Annotated in this window: 15 protein-coding genes, 1 tRNA gene and 2 pseudogenes; 5 read left to right on the forward strand and 13 right to left on the reverse strand. The window is 58.0% G+C overall.

Features of this window, described 5'->3' with window-relative positions; all coding sequences use genetic code 11:
- Positions 1 to 167: pseudogene (locus GIW69_RS18730) on the forward strand (trans-aconitate 2-methyltransferase); the annotation flags it as partial.
- Positions 168 to 570: 403 nt separating this feature from the next.
- Positions 571 to 936 carry a DUF6124 family protein gene (locus GIW69_RS18735; protein WP_236484276.1) on the forward strand — a complete coding sequence of 122 codons (366 nt, stop codon included), beginning with the start codon at positions 571 to 573 and terminating at the stop codon, positions 934 to 936.
- 60 nt (positions 937 to 996) lie between these two features.
- Here the strand turns inward: GIW69_RS18735 and GIW69_RS18740 are convergent, their stop codons facing one another.
- The 8 genes and pseudogenes from GIW69_RS18740 to GIW69_RS18775 form a co-directional block, all read right to left on the reverse strand.
- Positions 997 to 1,404, reverse strand: a complete 408-nt coding sequence (locus GIW69_RS18740) for a type II toxin-antitoxin system HicB family antitoxin (RefSeq protein WP_236484277.1) — start codon at positions 1,402 to 1,404, stop codon at positions 997 to 999.
- 36 nt (positions 1,405 to 1,440) lie between these two features.
- Positions 1,441 to 1,620, reverse strand: coding sequence for a type II toxin-antitoxin system HicA family toxin (locus GIW69_RS18745; RefSeq protein ID WP_236484278.1), 180 nt, complete (start codon positions 1,618 to 1,620; stop codon positions 1,441 to 1,443).
- 276 nt (positions 1,621 to 1,896) lie between these two features.
- Positions 1,897 to 2,758 (reverse strand): annotated as a pseudogene (locus tag GIW69_RS18750) (Fic family protein); the annotation flags it as partial.
- 263 nt (positions 2,759 to 3,021) lie between these two features.
- Positions 3,022 to 3,095 (reverse strand) — tRNA-Gly (locus GIW69_RS18755).
- A 158-nt stretch (positions 3,096 to 3,253) separates the two neighbouring features.
- Positions 3,254 to 4,138 (reverse strand): alpha/beta fold hydrolase, encoded by an 885-nt coding sequence (locus tag GIW69_RS18760; RefSeq protein ID WP_236484279.1) that lies wholly within the window; start codon positions 4,136 to 4,138, stop codon positions 3,254 to 3,256.
- Between the two features lie 312 nt (positions 4,139 to 4,450).
- Positions 4,451 to 5,143, reverse strand: coding sequence for a pseudouridine synthase (locus tag GIW69_RS18765; protein ID WP_236484280.1), 693 nt, complete (start codon positions 5,141 to 5,143; stop codon positions 4,451 to 4,453).
- A 32-nt stretch (positions 5,144 to 5,175) separates the two neighbouring features.
- Positions 5,176 to 5,394, reverse strand: coding sequence for a cysteine-rich CWC family protein (locus GIW69_RS18770; RefSeq protein ID WP_236484281.1), 219 nt, complete (start codon positions 5,392 to 5,394; stop codon positions 5,176 to 5,178).
- A gap of 5 nt (positions 5,395 to 5,399) precedes the next feature.
- Positions 5,400 to 6,887, reverse strand: coding sequence for a sensor domain-containing diguanylate cyclase (locus GIW69_RS18775; RefSeq protein WP_236484282.1), 1,488 nt, complete (start codon positions 6,885 to 6,887; stop codon positions 5,400 to 5,402).
- 268 nt (positions 6,888 to 7,155) lie between these two features.
- Here GIW69_RS18775 and GIW69_RS18780 point away from each other — a divergent pair, with 268 nt between their 5' ends.
- The gene (locus GIW69_RS18780; RefSeq protein WP_236484283.1) at positions 7,156 to 7,560 is read left to right on the forward strand and encodes a hypothetical protein; all 405 of its coding nucleotides are present in this window, start codon (positions 7,156 to 7,158) and stop codon (positions 7,558 to 7,560) included.
- A 62-nt stretch (positions 7,561 to 7,622) separates the two neighbouring features.
- Here the strand turns inward: GIW69_RS18780 and dspII are convergent, their stop codons facing one another.
- The gene (dspII, locus tag GIW69_RS18785) at positions 7,623 to 8,735 is read right to left on the reverse strand and encodes an enoyl-CoA hydratase/isomerase DspII (RefSeq protein ID WP_236484284.1); all 1,113 of its coding nucleotides are present in this window, start codon (positions 8,733 to 8,735) and stop codon (positions 7,623 to 7,625) included.
- Between the two features lie 132 nt (positions 8,736 to 8,867).
- Between dspII and ung the strand changes: the two genes are divergently transcribed.
- Positions 8,868 to 9,560 carry a uracil-DNA glycosylase gene (gene ung / locus GIW69_RS18790; protein ID WP_236484285.1) on the forward strand — a complete coding sequence of 231 codons (693 nt, stop codon included), beginning with the start codon at positions 8,868 to 8,870 and terminating at the stop codon, positions 9,558 to 9,560.
- Positions 9,561 to 9,688: 128 nt separating this feature from the next.
- On the opposite strand, the gene GIW69_RS18795 is transcribed toward ung, so the two are convergent.
- Genes GIW69_RS18795 through GIW69_RS18810 form a run of 4 tightly spaced genes read right to left on the reverse strand, consistent with a single transcriptional unit; the run spans position 9,689 to position 13,732 of the window.
- A complete protein-coding gene (locus GIW69_RS18795) occupies positions 9,689 to 10,729 on the reverse strand; it encodes an AbrB family transcriptional regulator (RefSeq protein WP_236484286.1) in 1,041 nt (346 codons plus the stop codon).
- Entirely contained in the window at positions 10,722 to 12,236 is a 1,515-nt protein-coding gene (locus GIW69_RS18800; RefSeq protein ID WP_236484287.1) for a tripartite tricarboxylate transporter permease, read from the reverse strand. Before GIW69_RS18800 ends, GIW69_RS18795 begins: the two co-directional genes overlap by 8 nt.
- A 1-nt stretch (position 12,237) precedes the next feature.
- On the reverse strand, positions 12,238 to 12,696 hold the full coding sequence (locus tag GIW69_RS18805) for a tripartite tricarboxylate transporter TctB family protein (protein ID WP_236484288.1): 459 nt from the start codon (positions 12,694 to 12,696) through the stop codon (positions 12,238 to 12,240).
- Between the two features lie 58 nt (positions 12,697 to 12,754).
- Positions 12,755 to 13,732 (reverse strand): Bug family tripartite tricarboxylate transporter substrate binding protein, encoded by a 978-nt coding sequence (locus tag GIW69_RS18810; RefSeq protein ID WP_236484289.1) that lies wholly within the window; start codon positions 13,730 to 13,732, stop codon positions 12,755 to 12,757.
- Here GIW69_RS18810 and GIW69_RS18815 point away from each other — a divergent pair.
- Positions 13,731 to 13,889: a hypothetical protein gene (locus GIW69_RS18815; protein WP_236484290.1), complete on the forward strand. Its 159-nt coding sequence runs from the start codon at positions 13,731 to 13,733 to the stop codon at positions 13,887 to 13,889. The genes GIW69_RS18810 and GIW69_RS18815 overlap by 2 nt on opposite strands.
- Positions 13,890 to 13,912: the final 23 nt, after the last annotated feature.

A 13,912-nucleotide genomic window follows, 5' to 3' on the forward strand; every position in this document is an offset into this window, starting at 1 on the left:
GGTTCAAGGGCAGTGGGTTGATTCCGTTTCTTGCACCGTTGACTGAATCAGAGAAAACGCAATATCTGGAAAAATATCTGGCGGCGGTGGCGCAGGCGTATCCGGCGCTGGCGGACGGTTCGGTGCTGTTGCCGTTTCCGCGGTTGTTTATTGTGGCGACGCGGTGATCGACTCCGTTTCGGTCTGTCGGAAAACGTCCCTGGCAGGTCGAGCGATTAAACGGGAGTCGCAATCAGCGTTTAAAGGAGGGCGTTGTTTCGTCGCTCGGCCTACAGCGGCTTGCGTCACTGCCTACCGGTAAGACAGAATCCGCCGGCTTGTGTGCCTGTGGGGCTGTCGGTAACTTGGTCGGGTCACTGGTTTTCAGTGATCGGGTTTAGTAGCCCGTGGTGATTTCAGTAAGGTGCAAAGCGCTGTCACTCAGACATATCGTCCGTGCTTGATGGTGGCTGTGTGCAGGGCGCTTCGGCGCGCCGGTAATGCTGATCTCCCCGGTCTACTAACCTGCATACAGCTGCCACCCTTCTTTTAGTAGGGAAGTGAAGCGGCTCCAAACGGAGTATTCAGCACATGTTCAAAGTAACTCCCAACCCGCCGGTCACAGACCCGGGCTCTCCCTACGAATCACTCGATTCCAGAAAACTCAACGAAGCTGCCGAACGCGCCCTCGACCACTACCTCAACCCAGTAAACCTCATCATGTCCGAGCCCTATTCGCCGAACGAGATGTACCAGGTCAATCCGAAAACCGACACCGAGTCCCTGCTGGCCAACGCCTGCGAAAACCTGTCTTCGGCCACCGTCATGCTCAACAACTTCGCCGATCTGCTTCAAGGCCCGCACCGCAAAGCCGTCCTTGGCATCGCACAGGTTGTGATGCTGGGTGAGCTGGCGGTGAACCGGGCGCTGGATAACGTCGAACTCAAGGCTGAGTAAAGTCAGGCAGCGCTTTTGGCAAGCATAAAAAACCGGCCCATCGGGCCGGTCATTAAAAAATCACCCCTGCTGCAAAACTTTCAACGCCGCAGACGCCAGAAACCCCGAACGGCTCTTTTCCTCCGGGTGATGCAACACGTATTCATCAATACGATTCAGCAGATAGCCAGGTAACGTGATGTTGAGTTTCTGCGCCTTGCCCAAGTATTTGGTGACATCAATGTCCACCAATGCCCACGTACAACCTGCGTACTTGGGATCGGCCGCATGAATGGCAACCTTGCTGGCTGGCGGAATGGGCGAACCATCCTCGGCCAGAATTTCAAAATGGCCCTCGATGGCCTCGCGAGCCATGTCGATCGCTTCATCCAGATCATCACCGGCAGAAAAGCAGCCCGGAATGTCCGGCACTTCCACGCCCCAAGCGTGTTCGTCATCACCCGTTGAAATCGCAATCGGATAGCGCATGTGTGTTGTCCTCCTTGGTGCTGCTGACCGAGCGGATCAAAGCAGCGCCTGTTGCAAAATGCTGATGGCCGTTTTCCTGAGCAGATCCTTTTTCGGATGCGGTACGGTGACCAATCCGGGTTTGCTCGGGTGTTTGAAGTGGTGGTGACTGCCCCTGACCCGCACCAGATACCAGCCGTCCGCGACGAGCTGGCCAATTAGAAAACGGCTATTCACAACACCTCCTTGTGGTGTGCTTGGTGGGTACTATACCTACCGATTAATTTTGATCAATACTCTAACCACCGTTGGTCATCGTCCTTCGATAATTTGGCGGTTGAAACGAGTCTAGGAAGAGATGCTGGAGCGGGCTGGAAACTGTGTTGCGGGCTTTTGCCGTAGTGAGCGGAGGCGAAGCCAATGAATTTTGGAAACAAAAAAACGGTCATCACGACCGGTTTTTTGCTCAGTTTTCAAAAGCGGATCGCACTGCTTCCACTACACATTCTGCAACTGAAAAGTCAGCAGAGTTCTGACTTCATCAACCATTTCAGTACGTATCGTGTATTCGACCACCCGCGAGGTATACAACACGTGTTCGGTCAAATCTGGATATCGCCAGGCAAAACCTGCATCTTGGTATTCGTCAAAGGTGAAGTTGCTGAGGGTTCCGTCCTCATACGTGAGGAGTTCGCCGAAACGGTAGGCAGACGCGTATCGTCGCATGAAGGGTCGCGAGAACACTTCATGCGTTCGATCGTAGCCCGCCCGGAAATCCAGCGAATTGGCGATTGTGGCCGACACCGGCAATATCACTCCGTCGGGAATAGCATCATCTCGAATCAATGTGTCGTTGATCAGGAATCGATGAATTCGGCCATTGCCATCGCGCATGGGATGTATGTGAACAAAACCAAAAGCGAGCACGGCAGCACGAGCCAGCGATTCTGCGCCCCGCGTCGCAACTTCAAACTCATTGAGCCCCTCGAGCAGTGGCGCAAGATCACTGAAATGCGGCGCAATGTAATGCACGATGTCTTCGCGCATCGTGGCTTGTCCGACGAATGCGGGAGAACGGCGTAAGCCGAGCCCGATGGCATCGTGACCTAAAATGCCGGCTTGTAGGGAATGCAGGCTGTCATTACTCAATGGATCCTTGATTTGACCAGCAGTGCTGGGCAATGACATGGGCAAAGCGCTGAATGCGATCAGCCTGATCGGCTTCTTTCTCGATCAGAAAACTGGCGCGCGATTCCTTGAACGTCAGCCAACTGGCCGTCCGCATCAAGATGTCTGGGCCGAAGGTCTGGTTCAGTTCGCCCAGTGCGGTGCGTGGATCAAATAACAATGCCGCCTGAACGCAAGCGGTACGACGCGAAAACATTGATGGTGTAAGCGTGAAAATGCTATCGCGAGGAGAATTTTGATACTGATTCAGTGATATCCACTGAAAACGCTAATGGGATATAGCGTAGCCATAGTTTCAACGCATGCACTGGTGGTTCGTTCAGCAAACTAGAGAGATAGATTCGGCTATCTGGAGCCACCAAACACCAGACAAAAAAAACCGGCTATCAAGGCCGGTTTTTTGTATTCCTGCATCCCCCGTCGAAAAACAACGTGAGACCTGAATTCGGTTGGAGCGGGTAGAGGGAATCGAACCCTCGTCGGAAGCTTGGGAAGCTACTGTTCTACCATTAAACTATACCCGCTCAGAGCGGCTGACTTTGTACCAGACTCAGGCCGGGATTTGAAGTTTTCTTTTGTTCGCATGATGTTACCGCGCTGAAATCGGTCAATCGCGAGCAAGCCTGACGGTGATGAGATGGGGATGGCTCAACACCGCAGGCTTGCCTGCAATGACGCTGTTTCAAATGGCCAATGCATGGTGATCCTGGACGAAGTGGTAACGCGGTCGGCTGTCGTATTGCGAAGGTTTCAGAAAGCCGAGCAGGGCGTTTTGGCTGTCGCGGCAGGCGGCTTTGTGTTCCATGTCGAGAAAGTGCCCGGTGGCTTGCAGGGTGGTGAAACTGCTCTGCGCGACATGGTTGGCAAACAGTTTGGCATCGACGGCGGCGGTGTATTCGTCCCATTCACCGTTCATGAACAGCACCGGCACGCTGATCTTCTGCGCGGTGTTCAAATAGCACTGGCGATCACTTTGCAACACGTCGCTGATGTGAAAGTGCATCTGCCCGTATTCGTGCTCGGCCAGGCTGCTGACGTGGCGATAGTTGAAGCGCTTGAACAACGAGGGCAAGTGCTTGCCAATGGTGGAGTTCACCAGATTGCCAACCCGGTCGCCGTCACGGCTGCCGAGGTAATCGACATTGCGCTCCAGGTAGTCAAGCATGTGCGCGTTGATCACCGGGGAGAACGAGCTGATCACGGCTTTCTCGATGCGCCGTGGCTGTTGCGCGAGCGCGACCAGCGTGGCCGCGCCACCCCAGGAAAACGACAACACGTGTTCGGCGGCGAAGTGATCGATCAGCTCCAGCAGGATTTGCCCTTCGACTTCCTTTGTCAGCATTTGCTCGTGGCGATTGTGGATTTTTGACCGGCCCGCGTAGGGCTGGTCGTAGCACACTACGTTGAATTGCGGATGCAGGTTTTTCACGGTTTGAGCAAACGACGCAGTCGTGGCCATCGAGCCGTTGACCAGAACAATGGTCTTCTCTGCGGCGTCTGCGCGATAGAACTCCGTGTACACCCGATACTGACCCTGTATATCCAGCACAGCGATTTCTGGCCTCATGACATAAGACTCCTGGCAAGCGGGTATGCGCGCAACTGACATTGCACGAGCTTTGTGACAGGTAGGCATACGCCTGAAATTTGGAGGCCCATGTCGATCCGGTAAGGCAGGTCGACGGGTATTGTTTTTGGCGGGCAATCTACCGGGAGGAGAAGGAGTCTGGTGGCGCTCCGACCGGCAAAAAGTTTCTTAGAAGTATGTAGTGACTCATCGGTCACATTTCGGCCGACGTCCTGATTCAAGCAGGGGGAGGGGGATCGCGCAAGTGCCGTTGGTAAATTGTTCGACAACTTCTGCTGAGCGGTCGCCGGCTTAGAACAAATGAATCTCTTCGGTGCGCAAAGCGCGGTACTCGCCCGGTTTTAGCGCGTCATCCAGCAATAACAGGCCCATGGATTCGCGGTGCAGGCGCAGTACTTTGTTGTTGAAGTGACCGAACATGCGCTTTACCTGATGATAACGGCCTTCAACGATGCTCAACCGCGCTGACTTCGGGCCGAGCACTTCAAGCTGCGCCGGTTGCGTGGTCAAGTCTTCGAACGCGAAATACATCCCCTCGGCAAACTTGATCGCATATTCCGGGCCGATTTCCCGCTCGGTTTCGACGTAGTAGACCTTCGGCAGTTTGGTCTGCGGTTGAGTCAGGCGTCGCGACCAGGCGCCGTCGTTGGTGATCAGCATCAGGCCGGTGGTGTTGAAGTCCAGGCGTCCGGCGATGTGCAGGTCGTCCTTGTCCGGTTCATCGATCAGGTCGAGCACCGTTGGATGCTGCGGATCGCGGGTGGCGCTGACGCAGCCCGGCGGTTTGTGCAGCATGAAATAGCGCGCCGGTTTGCCAATTTGAAGCACTTCGTCGTCGACTTCGACGCGGCTGAATTCCAAGACTTCGGCGTGAGGATCGCTGATGATTTTTCCGTCAATGCGCACGCGCTTTTCCACCATCAACAAACGAACCTGCTGGCGGTTGTAGCGGGGCAAATTGCTGAGGAAACGGTCGACGCGCATGTCAGAAGTCGGCGGACAAAGGGCTGCGCATCTTACGGGATCGGCCGGTTGGCTGCTTGCAGTTGCGCGTCGACCTGGGAGCAGCGCGGGCACAGGCAGGATTGGTCGCGCAGTTCCGATGGCAGGGCTTCGAGCACCGCCGGATCGATGGACACGCCGAAGCACCAGCAGGCGCGATCGGCGGTTCGTGGGTCGGCGAGGGCGCAGTCATTGCGAGCGCCGCAGGCCGGGCAGAGATCAGGCTTATTCATGGATGTCAGGCATAGCTCGAGTGAGGCCTTTCCACGCAAACGCGATTGCGGCCGGTTTGCTTGGCCCGGTACATCGCATGATCGGCCCGGGACAGCAGCGTGTGCAAGGTGTCGTCTCGTTGCAGCGCTGTCACGCCGATGCTGACCGTCAGATTCAAGGTGTGTCCGTCGTAGGCATAATCCTGTAGTTCGACGTGCTGGCGGATCTTCTCGGCAATTTTCTGACCGGTATCGCCGTCAGTGTCCTTCAGCAAAACGATAAATTCCTCACCGCCCCAGCGGCAGACGATGTCTGAATGGCGCAGGCAGCTTTGCAGATCCCGTGCAAAACCGACCAGTACCTGATCGCCGGCGAGGTGGCCAAACGTGTCGTTGAGGGCCTTGAAGTGGTCGAGATCCAGCAGCAATGCGGTCAACGGCTTCGGCTCCCGTTGCGCTTCGTGCAAGGCTTGGGCGGCCAGCAAGTCAAAGCCGCGCCGATTCGGTAGTTCGGTGAGACTGTCGAGGGTGGCCTGTGCGTGGATCTTGTCCTGAAAGCGGTTGATCACGCGGTTGAGCAAGGCCAGCACAATCAGCGTGACCAGCAGGCAGATCAATAGATTGAGGTACAGCGACTGACGGATTTCGCTCAATGCGCCGTCTTCACGCTTGTCGACGAACAAGTACCAGTTGAGCTCCGGAATAAACCGCACATTGAGGAAATGTCCTTGGCCATGTGCGGAATATTCGTAGCTGCCGGAGTGGGGTTTGGGCAGTTGGCTGATCAGCCCTTTCATGCTTTCAAGATCGCCCAATGTTTGCCCGACGTGCGCACCTTGCGGCCCGCCTTCGGCCCCGGTCAGCACCAGTCTGCCGAAGGTGTCGACGAAGTAAACGCTGCGTTGATAGCGCTGCTGGTACTTGTCGATCAACTTGATCACCGCGTCCACCGTCAGCCCGACGCCCGCCGCGCCGATGAAACGGTTGTGGTAGTCGTAGACCTTGTAGTTGATGAAGAAAGTCATGTTGTCTTTGTTGGCCAGATCCGGGTCGACGTTGATCTCGTACGGGTCTTTCATGTCGCGCACGCGGAAATACCAGGCGTCGCGCGGCTCGTCGACTTTCACTTGTTTAAGTACGCCTTTGGCGTGGTAGTAGGTGAGCGTGCTGTTGGAAACGAAAAACGCGGTGTAGGCGCCGTAATGGGTCATGACCTCGTCGAGGTAACGGGTCATCTGATCGGCGTTTTGCTCGCCGTTCACCACCCAGTCGCGCATGAACGTGTCGCGGGACATCATCGAGGAAATCAGGATGGGTCTGACGAGGTCTTTCTGAATTTCCGAATACACCGTGTCGGACGTCAGCGGCAACTCGGTGTTGACGATGTTGTCGCGGATCGACGCGCGGGAGGCGTAGTAACTGAGCAACGAGGTGGCAAGAAACCCCGCGCCGAGCAGGGCGACCAGTGTCAGAACCAGTGAACGTTGGGAATACAGCGGGGAACGAAGCGACATGGCGATTCCGTTGGCGGTGGCCCGATGCTGGGCATTCTAATGGCACGGCGTGGGAATGGCTGGGGATTTTGCAGGACTTGGCAGTTGTATGACGGCCGGAGTCAACGCGATTCCGAATGAACAACCCTTCATTAATCACTTGTTTCAACTTGTTGCAGAAACGCACCAGATTCCGAAAGCACTGTCTGATCTTTCGACAGTCGCCAAATGAATGACTGTCGCCCGCCAGCGTCGCTGGTATGGGCAACCCGCGGTCCAGGAGGCCGCCATGTATCGACGAATTCTTCTGCTTGCAACGTTGCTTTTTTCCGTCGCCGGTTGCGTTCCGTACTCCTATGGAGACGGCTACTACCGCTCAGAGGTCTACTCCTCACCCGCGCCGGCCTACTACAACGGTGGAGGTACTTATTACACGGGTGGCAACTCGTACTATTCCAATCAACGTTACTACCAGTCAGCGCCACGCTATTACCAACCGGCTCCGCGTTACTACTCGGCGCCCCGTCACTACCAACCGTCCCCGCGTTACTACGAAAGCCGTCGCTGGCACGGCAATGATCGCGGGCGTTACGACAACCACCGTCGTGGCTGGAACAACGACCACCGCAGTCGCGGCAACTACGACCGACACAGCGGTCGCAGCGACCACAATGGTCGTGGCAATCGCTGGTAACCCCCGTAAAAAAGCGGCGCATCGAGCGCCGCTTTTTTATGCCTGCCGTATATAAATCGACGTCAGTAAGAAGACAGATCCGCCATCGGATGCCGTCCCTCCCAAGCCTTATGAAAGTGCGCTTCAACCACTGCCTCCGGCACATGATTGATGTCTGGCCAGTGCCAATGAGGTTTTTGATCCTTGTCGATCAATCGCGCACGAACCCCTTCGCTGAATTCCGGATGCCGACAGCAATTGAGGCTCAGCGTGTATTCCATCTGGAAGACTTCGGCCAGTGACATATGGCGCGCACGGATGATCTGTTCCCAGACCAGATGCGCGGTCAGCGGTGAGCCTTCGCTCATGGTTTTGGCGGCCCGGGCGATCAGTGAATCGCTGCTGTCTTTTTGCAACGCGATGGCTTTCCAGGCGCAGGCGACGTCGCTGACATCCAGCAATTCGTCGATCTGCTGACGTCGCGGCAGCCATTGCGCTTGCGGCATCTGTGCGACGGCTTCTTGCTGCAAGGCCTTTAGCAGACTGTTGAGCTGCATGGCGGTCTGTTCCTGCCAGTTCAATTGCAGCAGGCCGTCGATCAAATCCGGCTGTTGCTCGTCGAGTAGAAAGCGATCCGCCAGATCCAGATCGATCGCATCGCGGGCGTTCATGTGCGCCCCGGTCAAACCGAGAAACAACCCAAGCTTGCCGGGCAGCCGCGCCAGAAACCAACTGGCGCCGACATCCGGGTACAAACCGATGGTGATCTCCGGCATCGCCAGACGGGTGCTCGGTGTGACGATCCGCGTACTTGCGCCTTGCAGCAAGCCCATGCCGCCGCCCAGCACGTAGCCGTGGCCCCAGCAGATCAACGGTTTCGGGTAAGTGTGAAGGCTGTAATCCAGTCGATATTCCGCGTTGAAAAACTGTGCGGCCAACGGCGGGACTTCGCCGGGATGGGCGCGGCAGGCTTCGACCAGGCTGCGTACTTCGCCGCCGGCGCAGAACGCCTTGGCGCCATTGCCACGCAGCAATACGCAGACGATTTGCGGATCCTTGGCCCAGGCGTTCAGTTTGTCGCTCAAGGCGTTGATCATCGGCAGGGACAGCGCATTGAGCGATTTTTCGGCATCCAGGCTGGCGATGCCCAGACGCGCACCATCAGTGCCGGTGCGTTCTTCGAAGTGCAAATTCATCGTGACCTCGATCGGAAATTTGAACGATCAGTATGACCGCTGTGTGGGAAAGTGCCGGATCTGCGTCAGATCAATTGACAAGGGGAACAGGGTTTCCTAGGGTGCGCCCCATTGTTTTTGCCGGGTATGACCATGACTGCTGACGACCGTATCAAACTCGAACCGAGCTGGAAGGAGGCACTGCGTGCTGAGTTCGACCAGCCTTACATGGCAGAGTTGCGCACGTTCCTGCAGCAGGAACGCGATGCCGGCAAGGAAATCTATCCGCCGGGTCCGCTGATTTTCAGTGCGCTGAACTCGACGCCGCTGGACAAGGTGAAGGTGGTGATTCTCGGTCAGGATCCCTACCACGGCCCGGGTCAGGCCCACGGTTTATGTTTCTCGGTGCAGCCGGGCATTGCAACGCCGCCGTCGCTGCTCAATATCTATAAAGAGCTCAAGCGCGACTTGAACATCGACATTCCTGCGCACGGCTATTTGCAGAGCTGGGCGGATCAGGGTGTGTTGATGCTCAACACCACCATGACCGTCGAGCGCGCCACCGCCAACGCGCACAAGGACAAGGGCTGGCAATTTTTTACTGACCGGATCATTGAAGTGGTCAGTCAGAAGCAGCCGCACCTAGTGTTCATGCTGTGGGGGGCGCATGCGCAGAGCAAGCAGAAACTGATCGATCCGACCAAGCATCTGGTGCTGACGTCAGTGCATCCGTCGCCGTTGTCGGCTTATCGCGGGTTTCTCGGCTGCGGGCATTTTGGTCGTGCCAACAAGTTTCTTGAGCAGAACGGCGAGACGCCGATCGAGTGGCGGTTGCCACCGATTTGATGGTAGTCAGGGACGGCCCCATCGCTGGCAAGCCAGCTCCCACAGGGTTTGGGGTATGCACATGATTGATGGGCAATCACAAAAATCTGCGGGAGCTGGCTTGCCAGCGATGAGGCCGACTCGGTCTATCAATTTGATTCGGGTCTACGGTTCCAATACTTGAACAACGGCTCCGCCAGAAACAGTACGAACAACAGCCGCATCACCTGCATCGCCGTCACCAGCGGCACCGACAATTGCAAAGTCTCTGCCGTCAGGCTCATCTCCGCGATACCGCCGGGCATCATGCCCAGGGTCAGCGAGCGCAAATCCAGATGGGTCAGGGCACTCAAGCCCAATGCCGCCAGCGTGGCAATCAACATGGTCAACACCGTACCGATCAAGGTGCGGCCCATGAACGACGGCGCGCGACGGAAGAATTGCCGGTTGAAGTGACAACCCAGTCCGCTGCCGATCAACCATTGGCCAATCTGACTGCCACCGTTCGGCAAACTGATGTGCAAATCCCAGGCAATGCTCACGGTCGCACTGATTAGCAACGGCCCAAACAGCCACGGGTTAGGTTGTCGCAGACGTTGCCAGAGCCAGGCGAGCAGGGCGCCCGCCGGAAACAGAATCGCCAGCCAGGCCCAATTCACCGCACCCGTATGAGAAACCGGCGCGCCGTCGCCTAATAGATATTTGAAAGCCGCCGGCACGCACAGCACCACCACCAGCACCCGCAAACTTTGCCCCGCCGCGACATGGCTGAGCATCGCGCCGTTACGCGCGCCGAGGTTGACCATTTCTCCGGAACCGCCGGGCATGCTGGAGAAGAACGCGGTGGCGCGATCCTCGCCGGTGCGGCGCATCAGCCAAACGCCGACCACCGCCGACACGCTGGTGACCAGCGCGCCAAAGAAAATCAGGCCGAAGTGGCTCAGCACCTGCTCCATCACCATCGGGGTGAAGTGCAGGCCGATGCCGATGCCCACCACCCATTGCCCGCATTTGCGGCCGCCGGGGATTTCCGCCAGTTGCCATGGGGTCAGGCAGCGCACCAGGATGATCGCCAGCAACGAGCCGACCATCCACGGCAGCGGCCAGCCGATCTGGCTGGCGATGTAGCCGCCCAGCAGACCGACCAGCGGGGTTCCCCACCATTGTCTGAGCGATGGCGCATCAGACATCGGCGACAGCGTTCCGCACAGCGGAGCGTTTGCGCCAGATGCGGATGATCGGCATGGCCAGCATGATCGCGGTCAGTACCCAGCAACCGAAGGTGATCGGGCTCGACCAGAGAATGTCCAGCGCACCGTTGGAAATCGACAGCGCACGACGCAGGTTTTGCTCCATCAGACCGCCGAGAATGAAACCCAGCAACAGCGGCGACAGCGGGAAATCCAGCTTGCGCAGGATGTAACCGAAAATGCCGATACCGATCATCAGGAACAGGTCGAACGTGGTCGCATGTACCGCGTACACGCCGATCCCGGTGATGATCGCGATCACCGGCACCAATGCCCAGTTCGGCACCGACAGGATGCGGGTGAAGATGCGGATCATCGGGATGTTCAAGACCACCAGCATTACGTTGGCGATGAACAGCGAAGCGATCAGGCCCCAGACGATGTCCGGTTGTTGCTGAAACAGCAGCGGGCCCGGGGTGATGTTGTACAGCGACAGTGCGCCGATCATCACGGCGGTGGTGCCCGAACCTGGAACGCCCAGGGTCAGCATCGGCACCAGTGCGCCGCACGCTGCACCGCCGATGGCGGTTTCCGGTGCCGCAAGACCGCGAGCGTCACCCTGGCCGAATTTGCCGCTGGCACCGGCTATGCGCTTTTCGGTCATGTAGGCGACCGCACTGGCCAGTGTCGCGCCGGCACCCGGCAATACGCCCATGATGAAACCAAGCACGCCGCAACGCACGTTCACCGTGAACACCGACGCCGCTTCCTTGAAGTTGAACATCATGCGGCCGGTGGCTTTCACCGCTTCCTGACCGTGATGGGTTTTCTCCAGCAGCAGCAGAATTTCACTGATCGAGAACAGGCCCAGCACCAGCACGACAAACTGAATGCCGTCGGTGAGGTGGATGTTGTCACCGGTGAAGCGGTACACGCCGCTGTTGGCGTCGATGCCGACCGTCGACAGGAACAGACCGATCAACGCCGCGATAAAAGTCTTCAACGGACGATCACCGGCCATGCCGCCGAGGCAGACAATCGCGAACACCATCAGCACAAAATATTCCGCCGGCCCAAAGGCAATCGCCCACTTCGCCAGCAGCGGGGCGAACAGCACCATGCCGCAGGTTGCGATGAAAGCGCCGATGAACGAGCTCCATGCCGACAGCGACAGCGCGACACCCGCCAAGCCTTTGCGCGCCATCGGGTAACCGTCCAGGGTGGTCATCACGGTGGAGGCTTCGCCCGGAATGTTCAGCAGGATCGAGCTGATCCGGCCGCCGTATTCGCAGCCCAGGTACACGGCCGCGAGCAGGATAAGTGCCGATTCCGGCGGCAGACCGAGGGCGAACGCAATCGGGATCAACAGGGCCACGCCGTTGATCGGGCCCAGGCCCGGCAACAGGCCGACGACGGTGCCGATCAAGGTGCCGCAGAGCGCGGTCACCAGGTTGTACGGGCTCAGCGCGACGCCGAAACCATGGCCCAAATAGCCGAGAGTATCCATATCAGTTCTCCAGAACGTCGAGCAGGCCCAAAGGCAACGGGACGTCCATCACCTTGTCGAACAGCAGGTAGAGGCCGACGGCCATCAAGCTGATGATGATCACGCTCGGCAACCAGCGGCCGCCGTACAAGCGCGCCATCGGGATGCCGGTGATGATGCTGGCGACGATGAAACCCAGCGGTTCGAAAGTGCCGGCGAATACCAGCAGCAACACGACGCAAATACCGATCTTGGTCAGGGTTTCACGATCCAGCGGTATCTCGTCGTCGTTGTGTTTGATCGGTGCAGGGCGGAACGCCATGTACAACAGAGCCAGCCCCATCAGGGCCAGCATCAGGAGCGGGAAGGCGCGCGGCCCGACCGGCTCATAGGAAAACGCCGCTTGATACGGCCACGCCATCAGTGCCAGGCCGACGCAGACCAGCAACAGCACGGACGCGAAAATACGTTGAATAAGCATGGGAAGCTCCTGTGCCATGGCCCCACAAAACGGGGCCGTGGCCGCTAGACAGAGACGATCACTGAATCAGGCCGAACTCTTTGGCCAGCACTTTGTAATCCGCGACCTGCTTTTTCACGTAGGTGTCCAGTTCCTGGCCGGTCATGGCGAACGGGAACAGTTCACGCTGATCGCGCAGCTTGGCGAACTCGTCGGAGGCCAGCATTTTGTCGAACGAGGCTTTCCACCAGTTGTAGTCTTCGTCGCTGACTTTCGGGCCGACGTAGAAACCACGAACCACTGGCCAGACGATGTCGTAACCCTGTTCGCGAGCGGTCGGAATGTCTTTCATTTCCGGCTCGTCCAGACGCTTGTCGGCGAACACCGCGAGCAGACGCATGTCGCCACTCAGGATGTGCGGCATGGAGTCGGAGATGTCGGTGCTACCGACTTGAATGTGGCCGCCGAGCAGAGCAGTGGCGATTTCGCCGCCACCTTCGAGGGCGACGTAACGCAGGTCGCGCGGGTTGATCCCGGCAGCCTTGGCGACCAGCGCGGTTTGCATCCAGTCTTGGCTGCCGACGGTGCCGCCGGAACCGATGACCACGGAGCCCGGATCTTTCTTCAATGCCTGTACCAGATCGTCGAGGGTCTTGTAGGGCGAATCGCTTTTTACCGCGATGGCGCCATAGCTGGTGCCAACCGCTGCCAACCAGCGCACGTTGGTTTCATCGAAACGACCGAACTTGCCTTGGGCCAGGTTCAGAAGCGAACCGCTCGACCACGCGACCAGCGTGCCGGCGTCGCCCGGACGCTGGGCCACCACCGCGTTGTACGCCACTGCACCGACGCCGCCAGGCATGTAGGTCACGCGCATCGGCTTGGTCAGGATTTTCTCGTTGACCAGTGCGCTTTGCACCAGTTTGCAGGTCAGGTCGAAACCGCCGCCAGGTGAGGCCGGTGCGATGCATTCCGGGCGTTTCGGTTCGGCCATGAGCTGGCCGGCGAACAGAATGCAACCGGCGGCGAGAGCAAAACGACGCAGTGATGGGTTCATGAGTGTCTCCATGGGAGTTGTTGTTTTTGGTTGGTTTCAGGCGTGGTTGTGTGGCGCGCGCGGCTGGCCTTCTTCAAACCCGGATGGGCCGAAAGACGAGCAGCCGACAACGGTGCTGGCAAGCAAAAACGAGTGCGAAAAAATTCGGGCGGGATGAATCCGGGGCTGTGAAGACAGCAT

It is taken from the genome of Pseudomonas syringae (assembly GCF_021605415.1).
Classification (GTDB): domain Bacteria; phylum Pseudomonadota; class Gammaproteobacteria; order Pseudomonadales; family Pseudomonadaceae; genus Aquipseudomonas; species Aquipseudomonas syringae_S.

What these genes read in the sequence shown, in the direction of transcription:
- GIW69_RS18760 (WP_236484279.1), bottom strand. Translation starts at nt 4,138, where the DNA reads ATGAGGCCAGAAATCGCTGTGCTGGATATACAGGGTCAGTATCGGGTG.
- GIW69_RS18795 (WP_236484286.1), bottom strand. Translation starts at nt 10,729, where the DNA reads ATGTCTGATGCGCCATCGCTCAGACAATGGTGGGGAACCCCGCTGGTC.
- dspII (WP_236484284.1), bottom strand. Translation starts at nt 8,735, where the DNA reads ATGAATTTGCACTTCGAAGAACGCACCGGCACTGATGGTGCGCGTCTG.
- GIW69_RS18765 (WP_236484280.1), bottom strand. Translation starts at nt 5,143, where the DNA reads ATGCGCGTCGACCGTTTCCTCAGCAATTTGCCCCGCTACAACCGCCAG.
- GIW69_RS18800 (WP_236484287.1), bottom strand. Translation starts at nt 12,236, where the DNA reads ATGGATACTCTCGGCTATTTGGGCCATGGTTTCGGCGTCGCGCTGAGC.
- GIW69_RS18740 (WP_236484277.1), bottom strand. Translation starts at nt 1,404, where the DNA reads ATGCGCTATCCGATTGCGATTTCAACGGGTGATGACGAACACGCTTGG.
- GIW69_RS18735 (WP_236484276.1), top strand. Translation starts at nt 571, where the DNA reads ATGTTCAAAGTAACTCCCAACCCGCCGGTCACAGACCCGGGCTCTCCC.
- GIW69_RS18780 (WP_236484283.1), top strand. Translation starts at nt 7,156, where the DNA reads ATGTATCGACGAATTCTTCTGCTTGCAACGTTGCTTTTTTCCGTCGCC.
- GIW69_RS18770 (WP_236484281.1), bottom strand. Translation starts at nt 5,394, where the DNA reads ATGAATAAGCCTGATCTCTGCCCGGCCTGCGGCGCTCGCAATGACTGC.
- GIW69_RS18775 (WP_236484282.1), bottom strand. Translation starts at nt 6,887, where the DNA reads ATGTCGCTTCGTTCCCCGCTGTATTCCCAACGTTCACTGGTTCTGACA.
- ung (WP_236484285.1), top strand. Translation starts at nt 8,868, where the DNA reads ATGACTGCTGACGACCGTATCAAACTCGAACCGAGCTGGAAGGAGGCA.
- GIW69_RS18810 (WP_236484289.1), bottom strand. Translation starts at nt 13,732, where the DNA reads ATGAACCCATCACTGCGTCGTTTTGCTCTCGCCGCCGGTTGCATTCTG.
- GIW69_RS18815 (WP_236484290.1), top strand. Translation starts at nt 13,731, where the DNA reads ATGAGTGTCTCCATGGGAGTTGTTGTTTTTGGTTGGTTTCAGGCGTGG.
- GIW69_RS18805 (WP_236484288.1), bottom strand. Translation starts at nt 12,696, where the DNA reads ATGCTTATTCAACGTATTTTCGCGTCCGTGCTGTTGCTGGTCTGCGTC.